Consider the following 14,372-nt stretch of genomic DNA (forward strand, 5'->3'; position numbering starts at 1 on the left):
GGGTCTGCACCCGGCGCCGGCCCACCCCGGACCGTACGACCCGGCCGAGCGCACCGCCGCCACGGCCACCTCCACCGATCCTGAAGGCGGTCAACGGACGGCCTCCGCCCGGGTGTCGAGGGCGAGATGGCCGTCGACCAGCCGGATCGTGCGGCTCGCGCACGCCTCGGCGAGCGCCAGGTCGTGGGTGACGAGCACGATGGTCTGGCCGCCCCGGTGCAGGTCCACCAGCAGGTCCCGTACGTCCTGACCGGACGCGGTGTCGAGAGCGCCGGTCGGCTCGTCCGCGAGCAGCAGGGCGGGGCGGTTGACCAAGGCCCTTGCCACCGCGACCCGTTGGCGTTCACCGCCGGAGAGGCGGCCCGGGTAGGCGCGGGCGTGTTGCTGGATGCCGAGCACCTCCATGAGTTCCCCGGCGCGGGCGGCGGTCTCGCGCCGTGCGGTGCCCGTCAGTTGGGCGGGGAGCTGGATGTTGTCGGTGACGGTGAGGTCGTCCAGGAGGTTGAAGAACTGGAAGACCATGCCGATCTGTTCACGGCGGAACCGGGCCAGCGCGTGCTCGTTCAGGTCGTCGAGCCGTCGGCCGGCGACGGAGACGGTGCCCTCGGTGGCCCGGTCCAGGCCCGCGACGAGGTTCAGCAGGGTCGACTTGCCGCTGCCGGAGGGGCCGGTCACGGCGAGGGCCTCGCCCTGTTCGACGGAGAGCGTGAGCGGCCCGAGCGCGGGCCTGCCGTCGCTGTCGTAGCGCTTGGCCACGCCGTCGAGTTGGATCACCTGGGTCATGAACTCGCCTGCCCCTACGGTCGGTTGGAGTGAGAGCGGGAATGAGAGCTGGAGTTGGAGCTGGAGTTGGAGCTGGAATGAGAAGTTGTCGGACCCGGCGAACCTAGGGGCGGGCGCCCTCCCGGCGCGTCGGCCGTGGCACCGACGTCCGGCCCTCCCCGCGGAGGACCCGGCCGAGGGGTCATCCCTGCGAAGTACGCCTGAGGGAGGGGTGGTCGGGCCGCCAGGAAGGACGCGGGCCGAGGCACCGGCACCCACAATGAGCCGATGGAGACGCCGACGGGGACATCTGCCGGGGCCGAGCAGCCGCGCGGGCGCGTCCGGCACTGGTGTCGGCAACTGCGGGACGCGCTGCGGCCGGAGCCGAGACCCGCCCCGCTGTCGCGCCGGGCACTGCGGGCCGACGTGCTGCTGGCCGTCGTACTGACCGTCGTGGCGCTGGTCGTCGCGGCGAGCTATCCCGGCGACGGCCCGGTGCGCTTCGTCCCCAGCACCGGCTACGGGTACGGGACCTCGCCGGTGAACCCGCCGCCCCCGCCACCCGCGCCCCCGGTCCCGCCCCGGCCGCCGGTCATGGCGGGCGAGGAACCCGTCGCGCCCTGGCCCCTCGTCGTCCTGTCGGCGCTGCCGCTGCTGGCCCGGCGGCGGTATCCGCTCGCGGTGTTCGGGGTGGTGCTGCTCGCCGGGCTGGGCATCGGTGACGAGGCCTCCTGGATCACCGTGCTGACCTGTGTCATCGGGGCCTACAGCGCGGTCGTGCACAGCCGTCACCGGGCGGGGGCGCTGGGCGCGCTGGCCGTCGGGGCGGTGCTGGCGGGCGTGGTGTTCCAGCGGGCGGAGCCGCTGCTGCCGGGCTGGTCGAGTCCCGGGGTCGTGCTGCTGGTGGCCGGGGTGCTGGCCGGGCTGGTCCGCTTCTGGCGGGGCCGGGTGGCCGCCGACCGGGACCGGTTCGCGCGGTTGCAGCGGACGCAGGAGGAGGCGATGCGGCGGGCCGTCGCGGAGGAACGGGCGCGTATCGCCGCCGAGTTGCACGATGTGGTGACCCACAATGTGAGCGTGATGGTGATCCAGGCCGGTGCGGCACGCAAGGTGATGGACGCGGCGCCCGAACGGTCCAAGGAGGCGCTGCTCGCGGTCGAGGCCGGGGGCCGGGCCGCGATGGCCGAACTCCGGCATGTGATGGGCCTGTTGGCCGCCCCCGACACCGGCCCCCAGCCCCACCCGCACGACACTCCGGCCGACGGGCTTGAGCCGCAGCCCGGCCTGGACCGGCTCGACGCCCTGACGGAGCGGGTGCGCGGCGCCGGGACCCCGGCGACCGTCGCGGTGTCGCTGCCGCCGGACTCCTTGCCGCCGGGGGTGGACCTGACGGCGTACCGGGTGGTGCAGGAGGCGCTGACCAACACGATCAGGCACGCGCCGGGCGCCGAGGCCTCCGTGGTGATCGGCTGGACCGGCGACCGGCTCCAGATCGAGGTCGGCAACACCCGCCCGGTCAGGGTGCCGGGCGGCAGCAACGACGAAAGCGGCGGCGCCGGGCGCGGGTTGATCGGGCTGCGCGAGCGACTGGCCGTCTACGGCGGCGAGTTGACCGCCGGTCCGACCCGCACCGGCGGCTACCGCATCACGGCCACCGTCCCGTGGCGGACACCGTGACACCGCACGACGGACCACCGCCCCTCCGTGCCGTCATCGCCGACGACCAGGCCCTGGTCCGTACGGGCTTCGGGATGATCCTGGCCGCCGACGGCATCGAGGTGACGGCGGAGGCGGCCGACGGGGCCGAGGCGGTGGCCGCCGTACGCCGGACCCGGCCCGACGTGGTCCTGATGGACATCCGGATGCCCGGCATGGACGGCATCGAGGCGACCCGGCGCATCCTCGCCGACGACGCCCCGGAGGCGGCGCGGACCCGGGTCGTCATCCTCACCACCTACGACCTCGACCACTACGTCTACGCGGCCCTCACCGCCGGGGCCTGCGGTTTCCTCCTCAAGGACGTCACGCCCGAGCACCTGGTGGCGGCCGTACGCCTGGTCCGGTCCGGCGACGCCCTGCTCGCCCCGGCGATCACCCGCCGGCTGATCGAGCGCTTCGCCCACCGCGAGGAACCGTCCCCGGCCGCCGCCCGGCACACCGACCTGTCGGGGCTGACACCCCGGGAACTGGAGGTCCTGCGACTGCTGGCGACGGGCCTGAGCAACGCGGAGCTGGCGGAGCGGCTGTTCCTGAGCCCGACCACGGTCAAGACGCACGTGGGCCGCATCCTCTCCAAGCTCGACCTGCGCGACCGGGTCCAGGCGGTCGTGCTCGCCTACGAGACGGGACTGATCGCCCCCGGCGCGGAGTCCTGAACGCCCGGGGCGCCAACGCCCGGGGCACCTGGGGAACTTGGGGCACCGGTCAACTCTTCACACAGTCGACCCCTGTTGATGTTGCTCTTGCTGCACACTCACACCTGCACGCACCTTGGACGCCGGAGAGGTCATGTCGGAGATCAACACGAGCAAGGTGAGCCGCTGGGACCAGCACGGGCGGGAGCACGTCGTCCACGTCCAGCGCACCGGAGCACATCGCGTCATGAGCTGCGACACCTGCGGCTGGCGCAAGAAGGTGCAGTTCCTGCCGTGGCTGAAGGCGGAGGAACACCTCGCCGAGGAACACCAGGCGACGGTGGACCCCAAAGCGTCCTAGGCCCTGTCGTCAGGACCAATCCGCGCCCCTGGAACGGGCGAAGCCCGTTACCAGGGGCGCGGGGAACTGCGCGACCGGCCCCCACCGACCCGCAGCCGAAAACCAACCAACTAGCAGCCGATAAGCCGCTGAGCCAGATACCCCTCGATCTGGTCGAGAGACACCCGCTCCTGCTTCATCGTGTCCCGCTCACGCACCGTCACCGCGTTGTCGTCGAGCGTGTCGAAGTCCACCGTCACACAGAACGGCGTACCGATCTCGTCCTGGCGCCGGTAGCGGCGGCCGATCGCGCCCGCGTCGTCGAACTCGATGTTCCAGTTCTGGCGCAGGGCGGAGGCCAGGCCCTTGGCCTTCGGCGACAGCTCGGCGTTGCGGGACAGCGGCAGGACCGCGACCTTGACCGGCGCGAGGCGCGGGTCGAGACGCAGCACCGTGCGCTTCTCCAGCTTGCCCTTGGCGTTGGGGGCCTCGTCCTCGACGTACGCGTCGAGCAGGAACGCCAGCATCGCGCGGCCGACACCCGCCGCCGGCTCGATGACGTACGGCGTCCAGCGCTCCTGGGCCTCCTGGTCGAAGTAGAAGAGGTCGTGACCGGAGGCCTTGGAGTGGGCGTTGAGGTCGTAGTCCGTGCGGTTGGCGACGCCCTCCAGCTCACCCCACTCGTTGCCGCCGAACTGGAAGCGGTACTCGATGTCGGCGGTGCGCTTGGAGTAGTGGGAGAGCTTCTCCTTCGGGTGGTCGTACCAGCGCATGTTCTCCTCGCGGAGACCGAGGCCGGTGTACCAGTTCCAGCGCTCCTGCATCCAGTACTCCTGCCACTTCTCGTCCTCGCCCGGCTTGACGAAGAACTCCATCTCCATCTGCTCGAACTCGCGGGTACGGAAGATGAAGTTGCCCGGCGTGATCTCGTTCCGGAACGACTTGCCCATCTGCGCGATGCCGAACGGCGGCTTCTTGCGCGAAGCGACCTGCACCTGGGCGAAGTTGGTGAAGATGCCCTGGGCGGTCTCCGGGCGCAGGTAGGCGACCGAGCCGCTGTCCTGGGTCGGGCCGAGGTGCGTCGACAGCAGGCCCGAGAACTGCTTGGGCTCGGTGAACTGGCCCTTGTTGCCGCAGTTGGGGCAGTTGATGTCAGCGAGGCCGTTGGCGGGCGTACGGCCGTGCTTGGCCTCGTACGCCTCCTCCAGGTGGTCGGCGCGGTAGCGCTTGTGGCAGGAGGTGCACTCGGTGAGCGGGTCGGAGAAGGTGGCGACGTGGCCGGAGGCCACCCAGACCTCGGGGGCCAGGATGACGGACGAGTCGATGCCGACGACGTCCTCGCGCGACGTCACCATGTAGCGCCACCACTGGCGCTTGAGGTTCTCCTTCAGCTCGACGCCGAGCGGTCCGTAGTCCCAGGCGGCCTTCTGGCCGCCGTAGATCTCACTGCAGGGGAAAACGAAGCCACGGCGCTTGCTCAGGCTGACGATGGTGTCGATCTTGTCGGCGGCCACGATGCTCTCTTCATTACGAACGGACGGCGCGAATGCTTCAGGTTACCGGCGGGGCCCGCCCTCCAATCAAATCGGTTCCGGCAGCGGCCCTTGAGCGCACTCCGGGCCGCGCTCCCGGGCCGGCCGTTTTACCCGCTTGTTGACAATCGTTTCCAGAATCATTGAAAATGACTGTCATGAACGTACGACGACTCATATCGGGCACCGCGATCGCGGCGGCCACCGCGCTCGGCCTCGGCGCCCTGTCCGCCTGTTCCTCGGATTCGAGCGCCTCCGACCGGAACATCACCGGGCAACTCGACGTCGTGGCGTCGTTCTATCCGATGCAGTACCTCGCCGAGCAGATAGGCGGCAGGCATGTCTCCATCAGCACGCTGACCGAGCCCGGCCAGGAGCCGCACGACCTGGAGATCAGCGCCAAGCAGACCGTCGACCTCCAGAAGGCCGACGCGGTCCTGTACCTCAAGGGCCTCCAGCCCGCCGTCGACGAGGCGGTCGCGCAGTCCGGGGCGAAGACGAAGATCGACGCGGCGACCCTCACCACTCTGGAGGACCACGGCGGCGACGGGCACGCCCACGAGGGCGAGGAGGCGCACTCCGACGAAGAGGCCTCCGGTCTCGACCCGCACGTCTGGCTCGATCCCGTGAAGTACGCCGAGATCGCCGACGGTGTGAGCGCCGCCTTCCAGAAGGCCGATCCGACCAACGCGGCGGAATACAAGCTGAACACCAAGGCGTTGACCGCCAAGCTGACCTCGCTCGACACCTCGTTCGAGGACGGCCTGAAGAACACCGCGAGCAAGGTGTTCTTCACCAACCACGCGGCCTTCGGCTACCTCGCCGAGCGCTACGGCCTGACCCAGGAGGCCATCTCCGGGGTCGACCCGGAGAGCGAGCCGAGTGCCGCGCGGATGAAGGAACTCCAGGAGGAGGCGAAGGCGGACGGTGTGACGACCGTCTTCTACGAGACACTCGTCTCCGACAGGACCGCGAAGACCCTCGCCGAGGACGCGAACCTGACGACGGACGTCCTCGATCCGCTGGAGGGCATCACCGAGAAGTCCCGGGGCTCCGACTACATCGCGGTCATGGAGTCCAACCTCAAGGCGCTGCGGACGGCGCTGGGCGCCAAGTAGGCAGCGAACGGGCGGCAGTTGATGATCGTTACGGAGGATGCAGGCATGGGTGAGCCGGTCATTTCCCTGCGCGGCGTACGCGCCGAGCTGGGCGCGCGCCCGGTCCTGCGGGGCATCGACCTCGCCGTGAACCGCGGTGAGGTCGTCGCGCTGCTCGGCGCCAACGGCTCCGGCAAGTCGACCGCCGTCCGCACGGTCATCGGCCAAGTCCCGGTCAGCGCCGGCGAGATCGAGCTGTTCGGCGTCCCCCGGCGCCGCTTCACGGACTGGCGGCGCGTGGGCTACGTACCGCAGCGGACGACCGCCGCAGGGGGCGTACCGGCGACCGTGACCGAGATCGTCGCGTCCGGCCGGCTGTCCCGTGCCCGCTTCGGCCTGCTGCGCAGGGCGGACCACGAGGCGGTACGGCGGGCCATCGCGCTCGTGGGCCTCGCGGACCGCGCGAAGGACTCGGTGAACGCACTCTCCGGCGGCCAGCACCAGCGCGTACTGATCGCCCGTGCCCTGGCCGCCGAACCCGAGCTGCTGATCATGGACGAGCCGATGGCGGGCGTCGACCTGGCGAGCCAGGAGGTGCTGGCGCGGACGCTCCGCGAGCAGGTGGCGCAGGGTGTGTCGGTGCTGCTCGTGCTGCATGAACTCGGGCCGCTGGAACCGCTGATCGACCGGGCGGTGGTGCTCCGCGACGGCTGCGTGACGCACGACGGGCCGCCCCCGCACGCCGTCGGCCAGCACGCCCTGCCCGGCCACGACCACGTACACCCGCACGCGGCTCACGACGCCGAACCCATCCGGACGGGACTGCTGAGCTGATGGAATTCCTCGACTACGCCTTCATGCAGCGGGCCCTGCTGGCCGCGGTCCTCGTCGGCATCACGGCCCCCGCCATCGGCATCTACCTGGTCCAGCGGCGCCAGGCGCTGATGGGCGACGGCATCGGGCATGTCGCGATGACGGGCGTCGGGCTCGGCTTCCTGCTGAACACCTCGCCGGTGTGGATGGCCATGGGCGTTTCCGTCGTCGGCGCGGTGATGATGGAGCTGATCCGCTGGTATGGAAAGACACGCGGCGACATCGCCCTCTCGATGCTGTTCTACGGCGGTATGGCCGGCGGCGTGATGTTCATCAACCTCGCGCCGACGGGCTCCAACGCCAACCTGACCTCGCATCTCTTCGGGTCCCTGTCCACGGTCAGCGAGTCCGACGTGACGGCGATCTGTATCCTCGCGGCCCTCGTGGTGTTGGTCACCTTCGGGCTGCGGCGGCAGCTCTTCGCGGTCAGCCAGGACGAGGAGTTCGCCCGGGTGACCGGGCTGCCGGTGCGGGCGCTGAACCTGCTGACGGCCGTCACCGCTGCGGTCACGGTCACGGTCGCCATGCGGGTGGTCGGGTTGCTGCTGGTCAGCGCGCTGATGGTGGTTCCGGTGGCCGCCGCTCAGCAGCTCACCCGGAGCTTCGCGGCGACCTTCGCGGTCGCCGTCGCGATCGGGGTGTCCGTGACGGTCGGCGGGACCGTGACCTCGTACTACCAGGATGTGCCGCCCGGTGCGACCATCGTGTTGCTGACCATCGGCGCGTTCGTCGCGCTGACCGCCCTGGCGACGCCGCTGGCCCGCCGCCGGGCCCGTGCGGCAGCCGCCGCGCAGCCGGGCGGGGACCCGGCGGAGTGTGTGATTCCGGCCAGCCGGGAAGCCGCCGGCAGGGCGGGCGTCTGACCGCGCACAGTCCGGGCTGGCACAATGGCCCGGCAAGCGCAGACGTGAGGAGAACAACGGTGACGACGGCCGGCCCGCCCGTTAAGGGACGATCCACCCGCCAGCGTGCCGCTGTGGCGGCGGCGCTGGACGAGGTCGACGAGTTCCGCAGTGCGCAGGAACTCCACGACATGCTCAAGCACAAGGGCGACTCGGTGGGTCTGACGACCGTCTACCGCACGTTGCAGTCCCTGGCGGACGCGGGTGAGGTCGATGTCCTGCGGACGTCGGACGGCGAGTCGGTGTATCGCCGCTGCTCGACCGGCGATCACCATCACCACCTGGTCTGCCGGGTCTGCGGCAAGGCGGTCGAGGTGGAGGGGCCCGCGGTGGAGAAGTGGGCGGAGGCGATCGCCGTGGAGCACGGGTATGTGAACGTGGCTCATACGGTGGAGATCTTCGGAACCTGCGTGGAGTGCGCGGCGGTTGGGCAGAAGTAGGTTCCGCCGAGTTCCGGTAAGTTCCGGTCAGTTCTTCGGCTGCGGGAGCGTCGTGGCTGGTCGCGCGGTTCCCCGCGCCCCTAAAGGCGGGGCGCGGCAGTCTCGTATCCGATAGCTTCGCGCGGTGAGTCATGTCGGGGAAAAGCAGTCGGGCCGCGTCTCTCTCGGGGTGCCGTTCCGGTGGCTCTGGGGGGCCTACGCCACCAGTCTGTTCGGGACCTGGGTGGCGTTCGACGCGTTTCCGTTGATCGCTGTGCTCGTGCTGCACGCCGGGCCCGCCCAGGTGTCGTTGCTGGCTGCCGCCGGGGTGGCCGTCGGGGCTGTGGTGGCTCTGCCGCTCGGGCACTGGATCGAGTTCCGGCGGAAGCGGCCCGTGATGGTCGCCATGGACCTGGTGCGGTGCGGGGCGCTGCTCACCGTGCCGCTCGCCTACGCCCTCGGGGCGCTGTCCTTCGGGCAGCTCGTGGTGGTGGCCGTGATCGTCGCCGCCGCCGACATCACCTTCACGGCGGCCGGCGGGGCCTGTCTCAAGGGGCTGCTGCCGCCCTCCCAACTCCTGGTCGCCAACGGGCGGTTCGAGTCGACGATGTGGACGGCGAGCGTGCTCGGACCGCCGCTCGGCGGAGCCGCCGTCGGGCTGTTCGGGCCGGTGACCACGGTGGTCGCGAACGCCGTGAGCTTCCTGCTGTCGGCGGTCGGTATCCGGGCGATGGGCGGGGACGAGCCCCGTCCCGTACGGGAACAGGCCGAGGGGGCGCAGAAGGCGAGGCCGCGTCCCGGTGATCTGCTCGACGGGTGGCGGTTCATCCTGGCCGATCCGGTGCTGCGGCCCCTGTTCCTCAACACCGTGCTGGTCAGCGGGCTGATCATGGCGACCGCGCCGCTGGTCGCCGTCCTGATGCTCGGCCCCCTCGGCTTCGCGCCCTGGCAGTACGCGCTCGCCTTCGCCGTGCCCTGCACCGGCGGTCTCCTCGGGTCACGGCTGTCCCGGCCGCTCGTGGCGCGGTACGGGCAGCGCGCGATCATGCGCGTCTTCGGGACGCTCCGGGTGTGCTGGCCGGTGGGGATGGCGTTCCTGCACAGCGGGCCGACCGGACTCGTCCTCGTGATGGTCGTCCAGTTCGGGCTGATCACCTGCATGGGCGTCTTCAATCCGGTGTACGCCACCTACCGGCTCCGGCACACCCCGGCGGACCGGGTCGCCCGTACCCTCTCCGCGTGGTCGGTGACCAGCAAGCTGACCGTCGCCGCGCTCACCGCGCTGTGGGGGCTGCTGGCGGCCCTCACGACGCCCCTGACAGCCGTCGGGGCGGCGGGCGTCCTGATCCTCGCCACTCCCCTGCTGCTGCCGCGCACCCACGCCTGAGGGGCCCCTCTCCTCGCAGAGGGATAACCCTCGACCTCTTATCTTTTGCTGACATGCACTCCTCAAGAGTGCCACTCTTCCGGCAGCCATCCCCCACGTCTCAGGCGCACATCCCGCACTGCTCAGCTCATCCCGGGCCGCACACCCCCGTACGCCCGGTTCTGTTTCCGGCCGTTGAAGGCGCGGCCGTCGCAGGAGGAGTTTCGAGTGAGACGAACGTCCAACACCCCCCACAGATCCGGCCGCACCCAGGCCCTCCGCTCCCGCAAGGCCACCGCCGCCGGCGCTCTGCTGGCCACCGCGACCCTGCTGGCCGTCGGCGTCCAGACGGTCCCGGCCGCCGCCAAGCCCGCGCCCCCGGCGCCCAGTCCGCTGCGCGCCGGCTCGCTCCAGGCGGAACTGACCCCGTCCCAGCGCACCGCGCTGATCAAGAGCGCGACGCAGCGAACGACGACGACCGCCGGTTCCCTGGGTCTCGGCGCCAAGGAGAAGCTCCTCGTCAAGGACGTCGTCAAGGACGCCGACGGCACCCTCCACACCCGCTACGAGCGCACGTACGCCGGGCTGCCGGTGCTCGGCGGCGACCTCGTCGTGCACACCCCGCCCGCCGCCAAGGCCTCGGGCACGGTGAGCACCACGTTCAACAACAAGCGGACCATCTCGGTCGCGTCCACCACCCCCACGTACGCCAAGTCGGCCGCCGAGACGAAGGCGCTGAGCGCGGCCAAGGCGCTGGACGCGGAGAAGCCGACCACCGACAGCGCCCGCAAGGTGATCTGGGCGGGCAGCGGTACGCCGAAACTGGCCTGGGAGACGGTGATCGGCGGTCTCCAGGACGACGGCACGCCCAGCAGGCTGCACGTCATCACGGACGCCCTGACCGGCGAGAAGCTCCACCAGTTCCAGGACATCAAGACCGGTACCGGCAACAGCCAGTACAGCGGCACGGTCACCATCGGGACGACGCTGTCGGGTTCGACGTACCAGCTCAACGACACCACGCGCGGCACCCACAAGACGTACAGCCTCAACAACGGCACGTCGGGCACCGGGACGTTGATGACGGACGCCGACGACACCTGGGGCACCGGGTCCGGGTCCAACACGCAGACGGCGGGCGTGGACGCGCACTTCGGGGCGCAGACGACCTGGGACTTCTACAAGAACACCTTCGGGCGCAGCGGCATCAAGAACGACGGGGTCGCGGCCTACTCCCGGGTGCACTACAGCACGGCGTACGTGAACGCCTTCTGGGACGACAGCTGCTTCTGCATGACGTACGGCGACGGCACGAGCAGCACGCACGCGCTGACCTCGCTGGACGTGGCCGGGCACGAGATGACGCACGGGGTCACCTCCAACACCGCCAACCTCACCTACTCCGGCGAGTCGGGCGGCCTGAACGAGGCGACGTCCGACATCTTCGGCACCGGTGTGGAGTTCTACGCGGCCAACTCCACCGACGTCGGTGACTACCTCATCGGCGAGAAGATCGACATCAACGGCGACGGCACGCCGCTGCGTTACATGGACGAGCCCGACAAGGACGGCTCCTCGTACGACAGTTGGTACTCCGGCATCGGCAGTGCGGACGTCCACTACTCCTCGGGCCCGGCGAACCACATGTTCTACCTGCTGTCGGAAGGCAGCGGCAGCAAGACCATCAACGGCGTGACGTACAACAGCCCGACCTCCGACGGCGTCGCCGTCGCGGGCATCGGCCGGGCCGCCGCGCTCCAGATCTGGTACAAGGCGCTGACGACGTACATGACGTCCAGCACCACGTACGCCCAGGCCCGCACCGCCGCGCTGAACGCCGCCACGGCGCTCTACGGCAGCAGCTCCACGCAGTACGCGGGTGTCGGCAACGCCTTCGCGGGCGTCAACGTGGGCAGCCACATCACCGTCCCCACCACCGGCGTGACGGTCACGAACCCGGGCAGCCAGTCGTCGACGGTCGGCACCGCGGTGAGCCTGGCGATCACGGCGAGCAGCACGAACTCCGGCACGCTGACCTACGCGGCGAGCGGTCTGCCGACGGGCCTGTCGATCAGCAGCTCGACGGGCACGATCTCCGGCACCCCGACCACGGCGGGCACGTACAGCAGCGTGGTCACGGTGACCGACAGCACGGGCGCCACGGGTACGGCGTCCTTTACCTGGACGGTCAGCGCGACCGGCGGCGGCTCCTGCACCTCGGCCCAACTCCTCGGCAACCAGGGCTTCGAGTCCGGCAACACCACCTGGACGGCGACGAGCGGTGTCATCACCAGCTCCAGCAGCCAGGCGGCCCGCACCGGCTCCTACAAGGCCTGGCTGGACGGCTACGGCTCGACCCACACCGACACGCTCTCCCAGTCGGTGACGATCCCGAGCGGCTGCACGGGCACGACGTTCACCTTCTACCTGCACATCGACACGGCCGAGACCACCACCAGCACCCAGTACGACAAGCTGACGGTGACGGCCGGTACGACGACCCTGGCCACCTACTCCAACCTCAACGCGGCGAGCGGCTACGTCGCCAAGTCGCTGAGCCTGTCGGCGTACGCGGGCACGACGGTGGCGCTCAAGTTCACGGGCGTCGAGGACTCGTCCCTCCAGACGAGCTTCGTGATCGACGACACGGCGGTGACGACCGGCTGATCACCGCCGCCCCTTGATCCTCCCCCCACGGGTACGACAGCGGCACCCGGCGCCTTTCTCCGGCGCCGGGTGCCGCTTCACGCCGGGGCCTGCGGAGGGCGCTCAGTCCAGAGCGGCGATCACCGCCTCGGACACCATCACTCCCGCCTCCTGGATCCGCTGGCGCATGTCCCCTTCATAAAGCCACGCGCAGGCCTCGATCGACGGGTGGAGTTCGGCGAGGATCAACGCCGCACGCTTCGGCACGTGAGCCGCTCCCCTCCATACCGTCCCGCAGCGGTCGATCTCCTCCTCCAGCTTGCGGAGCGCCTGCTCGTCGAACCCCTCGTTCATCCGCAGTGGGATCACGAAACGATCCGCCGCCTCTTCCAGACGGCCGACCAGATCTTTCTCCATGAGTGCCTCCGCATCGGACAGCCATTCGGCAAGATTCCGCCCCGTCGGAATGAGCGCGCCCTCAAGGCCGTGGTTGGGATCCCAACCGAACATCATCCCGGCCGAATCGCGACAATCGACGAGGGACCAGACGGCGTCTCCCCAGTCGAACAGCCAAACCAGTCCGTCCGGAACCTCGCTGCCAGGAGCAGCGGAGAACGCCTGATGGACGTCCACAATGTCCGCCCAGTCTCCGCGCCATTTTCCCCCAGGCACTCCCAGCACGCCCCCACGCGGACCGAATCCGCCGTTGGCCACCTCCAGGTACAGGCGCCGGAGCAGCGGGGGAAGGGGATACCCGATTGCGCGCTCCGCGCCGTCCACCGCGTCTTGCGACGCGGGTACGAGCGGTTCCTTCGTTGCTAGTTCCGCACGCACGGCGGCAATGATCTCGTCGTCGGAAACTGAATTCACGTAGGCCCCAGATACTGGTGGCGCTCGTCACCGGGCACGTCATGAATGCCACCGTCGCGGATCTGCCACTCGACAAGCCCGTCGAGCTCGTGCGTGACCATGAAGAGTCCCTGTACGCCAGAGTCGTCTTCATCCGAAGGCGGCAAAGCAGCCATTTCCGTCAACTGGTCGCGGGAAACGCCCACCCTCCGGAATAATGCCCATCGGAATTCCCGGCGATAATTTTCTTCACCTCGGCCAACTGATACCGATCACACTCCAGCCATCCCCGCACCGAAACGTACACGGCCATGCCCCTGCCCCCCCGCCCGTCACTCCTCTTCCCGAACGTACGAAACGCGCTCCCCCTCATACCCGTCCCAGTAGACCCAGATCCTTCCGCATCTGGGACACAGAAAGACAGGCCTGGCCACCTGCTGGAGCCTCGCGAAGTCCTCCGCCTCCCAGGATTCCTCAAGTTCCTGATCCGACGAGAGATGCCACTCCAGCGGGTTGGGAATCGCCCCACTCATGGCGATCACTTCACCACAGCGACATCGAAACTTGGCCATTTACCGACCGCCCTTTCAGATTTCACGGGTTTCACGGGTCCGATTCCAAATTTACACGGCTCACCAATCGCACGATCTTAGCCTACTGGACCACGAAAATCCCGCTGAGCGGAGGAGACGTCCCCGGACGAGAAGCGCGACAACTTCCACAAATTATCGCTGAAATTCGGCAAGCATACTGACGAGCTTCGATAGAGCCAAATTCTCCTGAAAGGCTGGATACTGTTCGACGATGAACCCTAGGACATCACTACAGAATCGCGCGACAACAGCAAAGAATACATCTACACCACAGTCTCCGGAATCTTTGGACCACGACCTACTTACTGTGATGATTTCCCCATTGGGAATTATACGGATGACTTGATCATTCTCCGTGAAACCAATCTCCCCGACATTCCCTTGCCGCACCTCTCGAGCCGCATAAAGCAGGCAGAAAATGAAATCAAGGATTGTGACCCCAGGGAGATCCTCGCTCCCGAATTCACCCACAGTAAAAGTAAGATCAGTCTCGAAATACCCATAGCGGAGATTCATCTCGCTGGCCTGACCTAGTTTAGCCAATTTCTTCTCGCGAGGCTTCCGCATCGAATGCGCATCGAACGTGATGTCGAACATTACTCTCCGATTCTCAACCATGCAGTGTTAGGTATGCCGCAT

At 68.9% G+C, this 14,372-nt stretch carries 15 protein-coding genes; 9 read left to right on the forward strand and 6 right to left on the reverse strand.

Going from position 1 to position 14,372, the window contains the following annotated elements; genetic code table 11:
- Window positions 1-90: 90 nt before the first annotated feature.
- Entirely contained in the window at window positions 91-783 is a 693-nt protein-coding gene (locus tag CW359_RS22125; protein ID WP_105971814.1) for an ABC transporter ATP-binding protein, read from the reverse strand.
- Between the two features lie 267 nt (window positions 784-1,050).
- On the opposite strand from CW359_RS22125, the gene CW359_RS22130 reads away from it, so the two are divergent.
- The 3 genes from CW359_RS22130 (at window position 1,051) to CW359_RS22140 (ending at window position 3,477) form a co-directional block, all read left to right on the forward strand.
- On the forward strand, window positions 1,051-2,439 hold the full coding sequence (locus CW359_RS22130; RefSeq protein ID WP_105971815.1) for a sensor histidine kinase: 1,389 nt from the start codon (window positions 1,051-1,053) through the stop codon (window positions 2,437-2,439).
- On the forward strand, window positions 2,424-3,137 hold the full coding sequence (locus tag CW359_RS22135; RefSeq protein WP_232838523.1) for a response regulator: 714 nt from the start codon (window positions 2,424-2,426) through the stop codon (window positions 3,135-3,137). The genes CW359_RS22130 and CW359_RS22135 overlap by 16 nt, the downstream gene beginning before the upstream one ends.
- 133 nt (window positions 3,138-3,270) lie before the next feature.
- Window positions 3,271-3,477, forward strand: coding sequence for a hypothetical protein (locus CW359_RS22140; protein WP_105971816.1), 207 nt, complete (start codon window positions 3,271-3,273; stop codon window positions 3,475-3,477).
- A gap of 110 nt (window positions 3,478-3,587) precedes the next feature.
- Here CW359_RS22140 and CW359_RS22145 read toward each other — a convergent pair whose 3' ends face one another.
- Entirely contained in the window at window positions 3,588-4,970 is a 1,383-nt protein-coding gene (locus CW359_RS22145) for a glycine--tRNA ligase (protein ID WP_105971817.1), read from the reverse strand.
- 176 nt (window positions 4,971-5,146) lie between these two features.
- Here CW359_RS22145 and CW359_RS22150 point away from each other — a divergent pair, with 176 nt between their 5' ends.
- The 6 genes from CW359_RS22150 to CW359_RS22175 all read left to right on the forward strand — a co-directional run bounded on the left by CW359_RS22150 (window position 5,147) and on the right by CW359_RS22175 (window position 12,312).
- Window positions 5,147-6,106: a metal ABC transporter solute-binding protein, Zn/Mn family gene (locus tag CW359_RS22150; protein WP_105971818.1), complete on the forward strand. Its 960-nt coding sequence runs from the start codon at window positions 5,147-5,149 to the stop codon at window positions 6,104-6,106.
- A 45-nt stretch (window positions 6,107-6,151) separates the two neighbouring features.
- Window positions 6,152-6,919, forward strand: coding sequence for a metal ABC transporter ATP-binding protein (locus CW359_RS22155; RefSeq protein WP_105971819.1), 768 nt, complete (start codon window positions 6,152-6,154; stop codon window positions 6,917-6,919).
- Window positions 6,919-7,821 (forward strand): metal ABC transporter permease, encoded by a 903-nt coding sequence (locus CW359_RS22160; protein WP_105971820.1) that lies wholly within the window; start codon window positions 6,919-6,921, stop codon window positions 7,819-7,821. The genes CW359_RS22155 and CW359_RS22160 overlap by 1 nt, the downstream gene beginning before the upstream one ends.
- Before the next feature lie 59 nt (window positions 7,822-7,880).
- Window positions 7,881-8,300, forward strand: coding sequence for a Fur family transcriptional regulator (locus CW359_RS22165; RefSeq protein WP_105971821.1), 420 nt, complete (start codon window positions 7,881-7,883; stop codon window positions 8,298-8,300).
- 124 nt (window positions 8,301-8,424) lie between these two features.
- A complete protein-coding gene (locus tag CW359_RS22170) occupies window positions 8,425-9,666 on the forward strand; it encodes an MFS transporter (RefSeq protein WP_105971822.1) in 1,242 nt (413 codons plus the stop codon).
- Window positions 9,667-9,873: 207 nt separating this feature from the next.
- Entirely contained in the window at window positions 9,874-12,312 is a 2,439-nt protein-coding gene (locus CW359_RS22175) for a M4 family metallopeptidase (RefSeq protein ID WP_456300557.1), read from the forward strand.
- A gap of 102 nt (window positions 12,313-12,414) precedes the next feature.
- Here the strand turns inward: CW359_RS22175 and CW359_RS22180 are convergent, their stop codons facing one another.
- The 4 genes from CW359_RS22180 to CW359_RS45375 form a co-directional block, all read right to left on the reverse strand.
- Window positions 12,415-13,161: a hypothetical protein gene (locus tag CW359_RS22180; protein WP_157968612.1), complete on the reverse strand. Its 747-nt coding sequence runs from the start codon at window positions 13,159-13,161 to the stop codon at window positions 12,415-12,417.
- On the reverse strand, window positions 13,158-13,346 hold the full coding sequence (locus tag CW359_RS46620) for a hypothetical protein (protein WP_232838524.1): 189 nt from the start codon (window positions 13,344-13,346) through the stop codon (window positions 13,158-13,160). The genes CW359_RS22180 and CW359_RS46620 overlap by 4 nt, the downstream gene beginning before the upstream one ends.
- A gap of 126 nt (window positions 13,347-13,472) precedes the next feature.
- The gene (locus CW359_RS22190; protein WP_105971824.1) at window positions 13,473-13,682 is read right to left on the reverse strand and encodes a hypothetical protein; all 210 of its coding nucleotides are present in this window, start codon (window positions 13,680-13,682) and stop codon (window positions 13,473-13,475) included.
- Between the two features lie 183 nt (window positions 13,683-13,865).
- Window positions 13,866-14,330 carry a hypothetical protein gene (locus tag CW359_RS45375; RefSeq protein WP_157968613.1) on the reverse strand — a complete coding sequence of 155 codons (465 nt, stop codon included), beginning with the start codon at window positions 14,328-14,330 and terminating at the stop codon, window positions 13,866-13,868.
- Between the last annotated feature and the right edge of the window lie 42 nt (window positions 14,331-14,372).

It is taken from the genome of Streptomyces geranii (assembly GCF_002954775.1).
GTDB lineage: Bacteria > Actinomycetota > Actinomycetes > Streptomycetales > Streptomycetaceae > Streptomyces > Streptomyces geranii.

Coding starts and splice junctions, on each gene's coding strand:
- CW359_RS22125 (WP_105971814.1), bottom strand. CDS start 783: ATGACCCAGGTGATCCAACTCGACGGCGTGGCCAAGCGCTACGACAGC.
- CW359_RS22130 (WP_105971815.1), top strand. CDS start 1,051: ATGGAGACGCCGACGGGGACATCTGCCGGGGCCGAGCAGCCGCGCGGG.
- CW359_RS22140 (WP_105971816.1), top strand. CDS start 3,271: ATGTCGGAGATCAACACGAGCAAGGTGAGCCGCTGGGACCAGCACGGG.
- CW359_RS22150 (WP_105971818.1), top strand. CDS start 5,147: ATGAACGTACGACGACTCATATCGGGCACCGCGATCGCGGCGGCCACC.
- CW359_RS22155 (WP_105971819.1), top strand. CDS start 6,152: ATGGGTGAGCCGGTCATTTCCCTGCGCGGCGTACGCGCCGAGCTGGGC.
- CW359_RS22160 (WP_105971820.1), top strand. CDS start 6,919: ATGGAATTCCTCGACTACGCCTTCATGCAGCGGGCCCTGCTGGCCGCG.
- CW359_RS45375 (WP_157968613.1), bottom strand. CDS start 14,330: ATGTTCGACATCACGTTCGATGCGCATTCGATGCGGAAGCCTCGCGAG.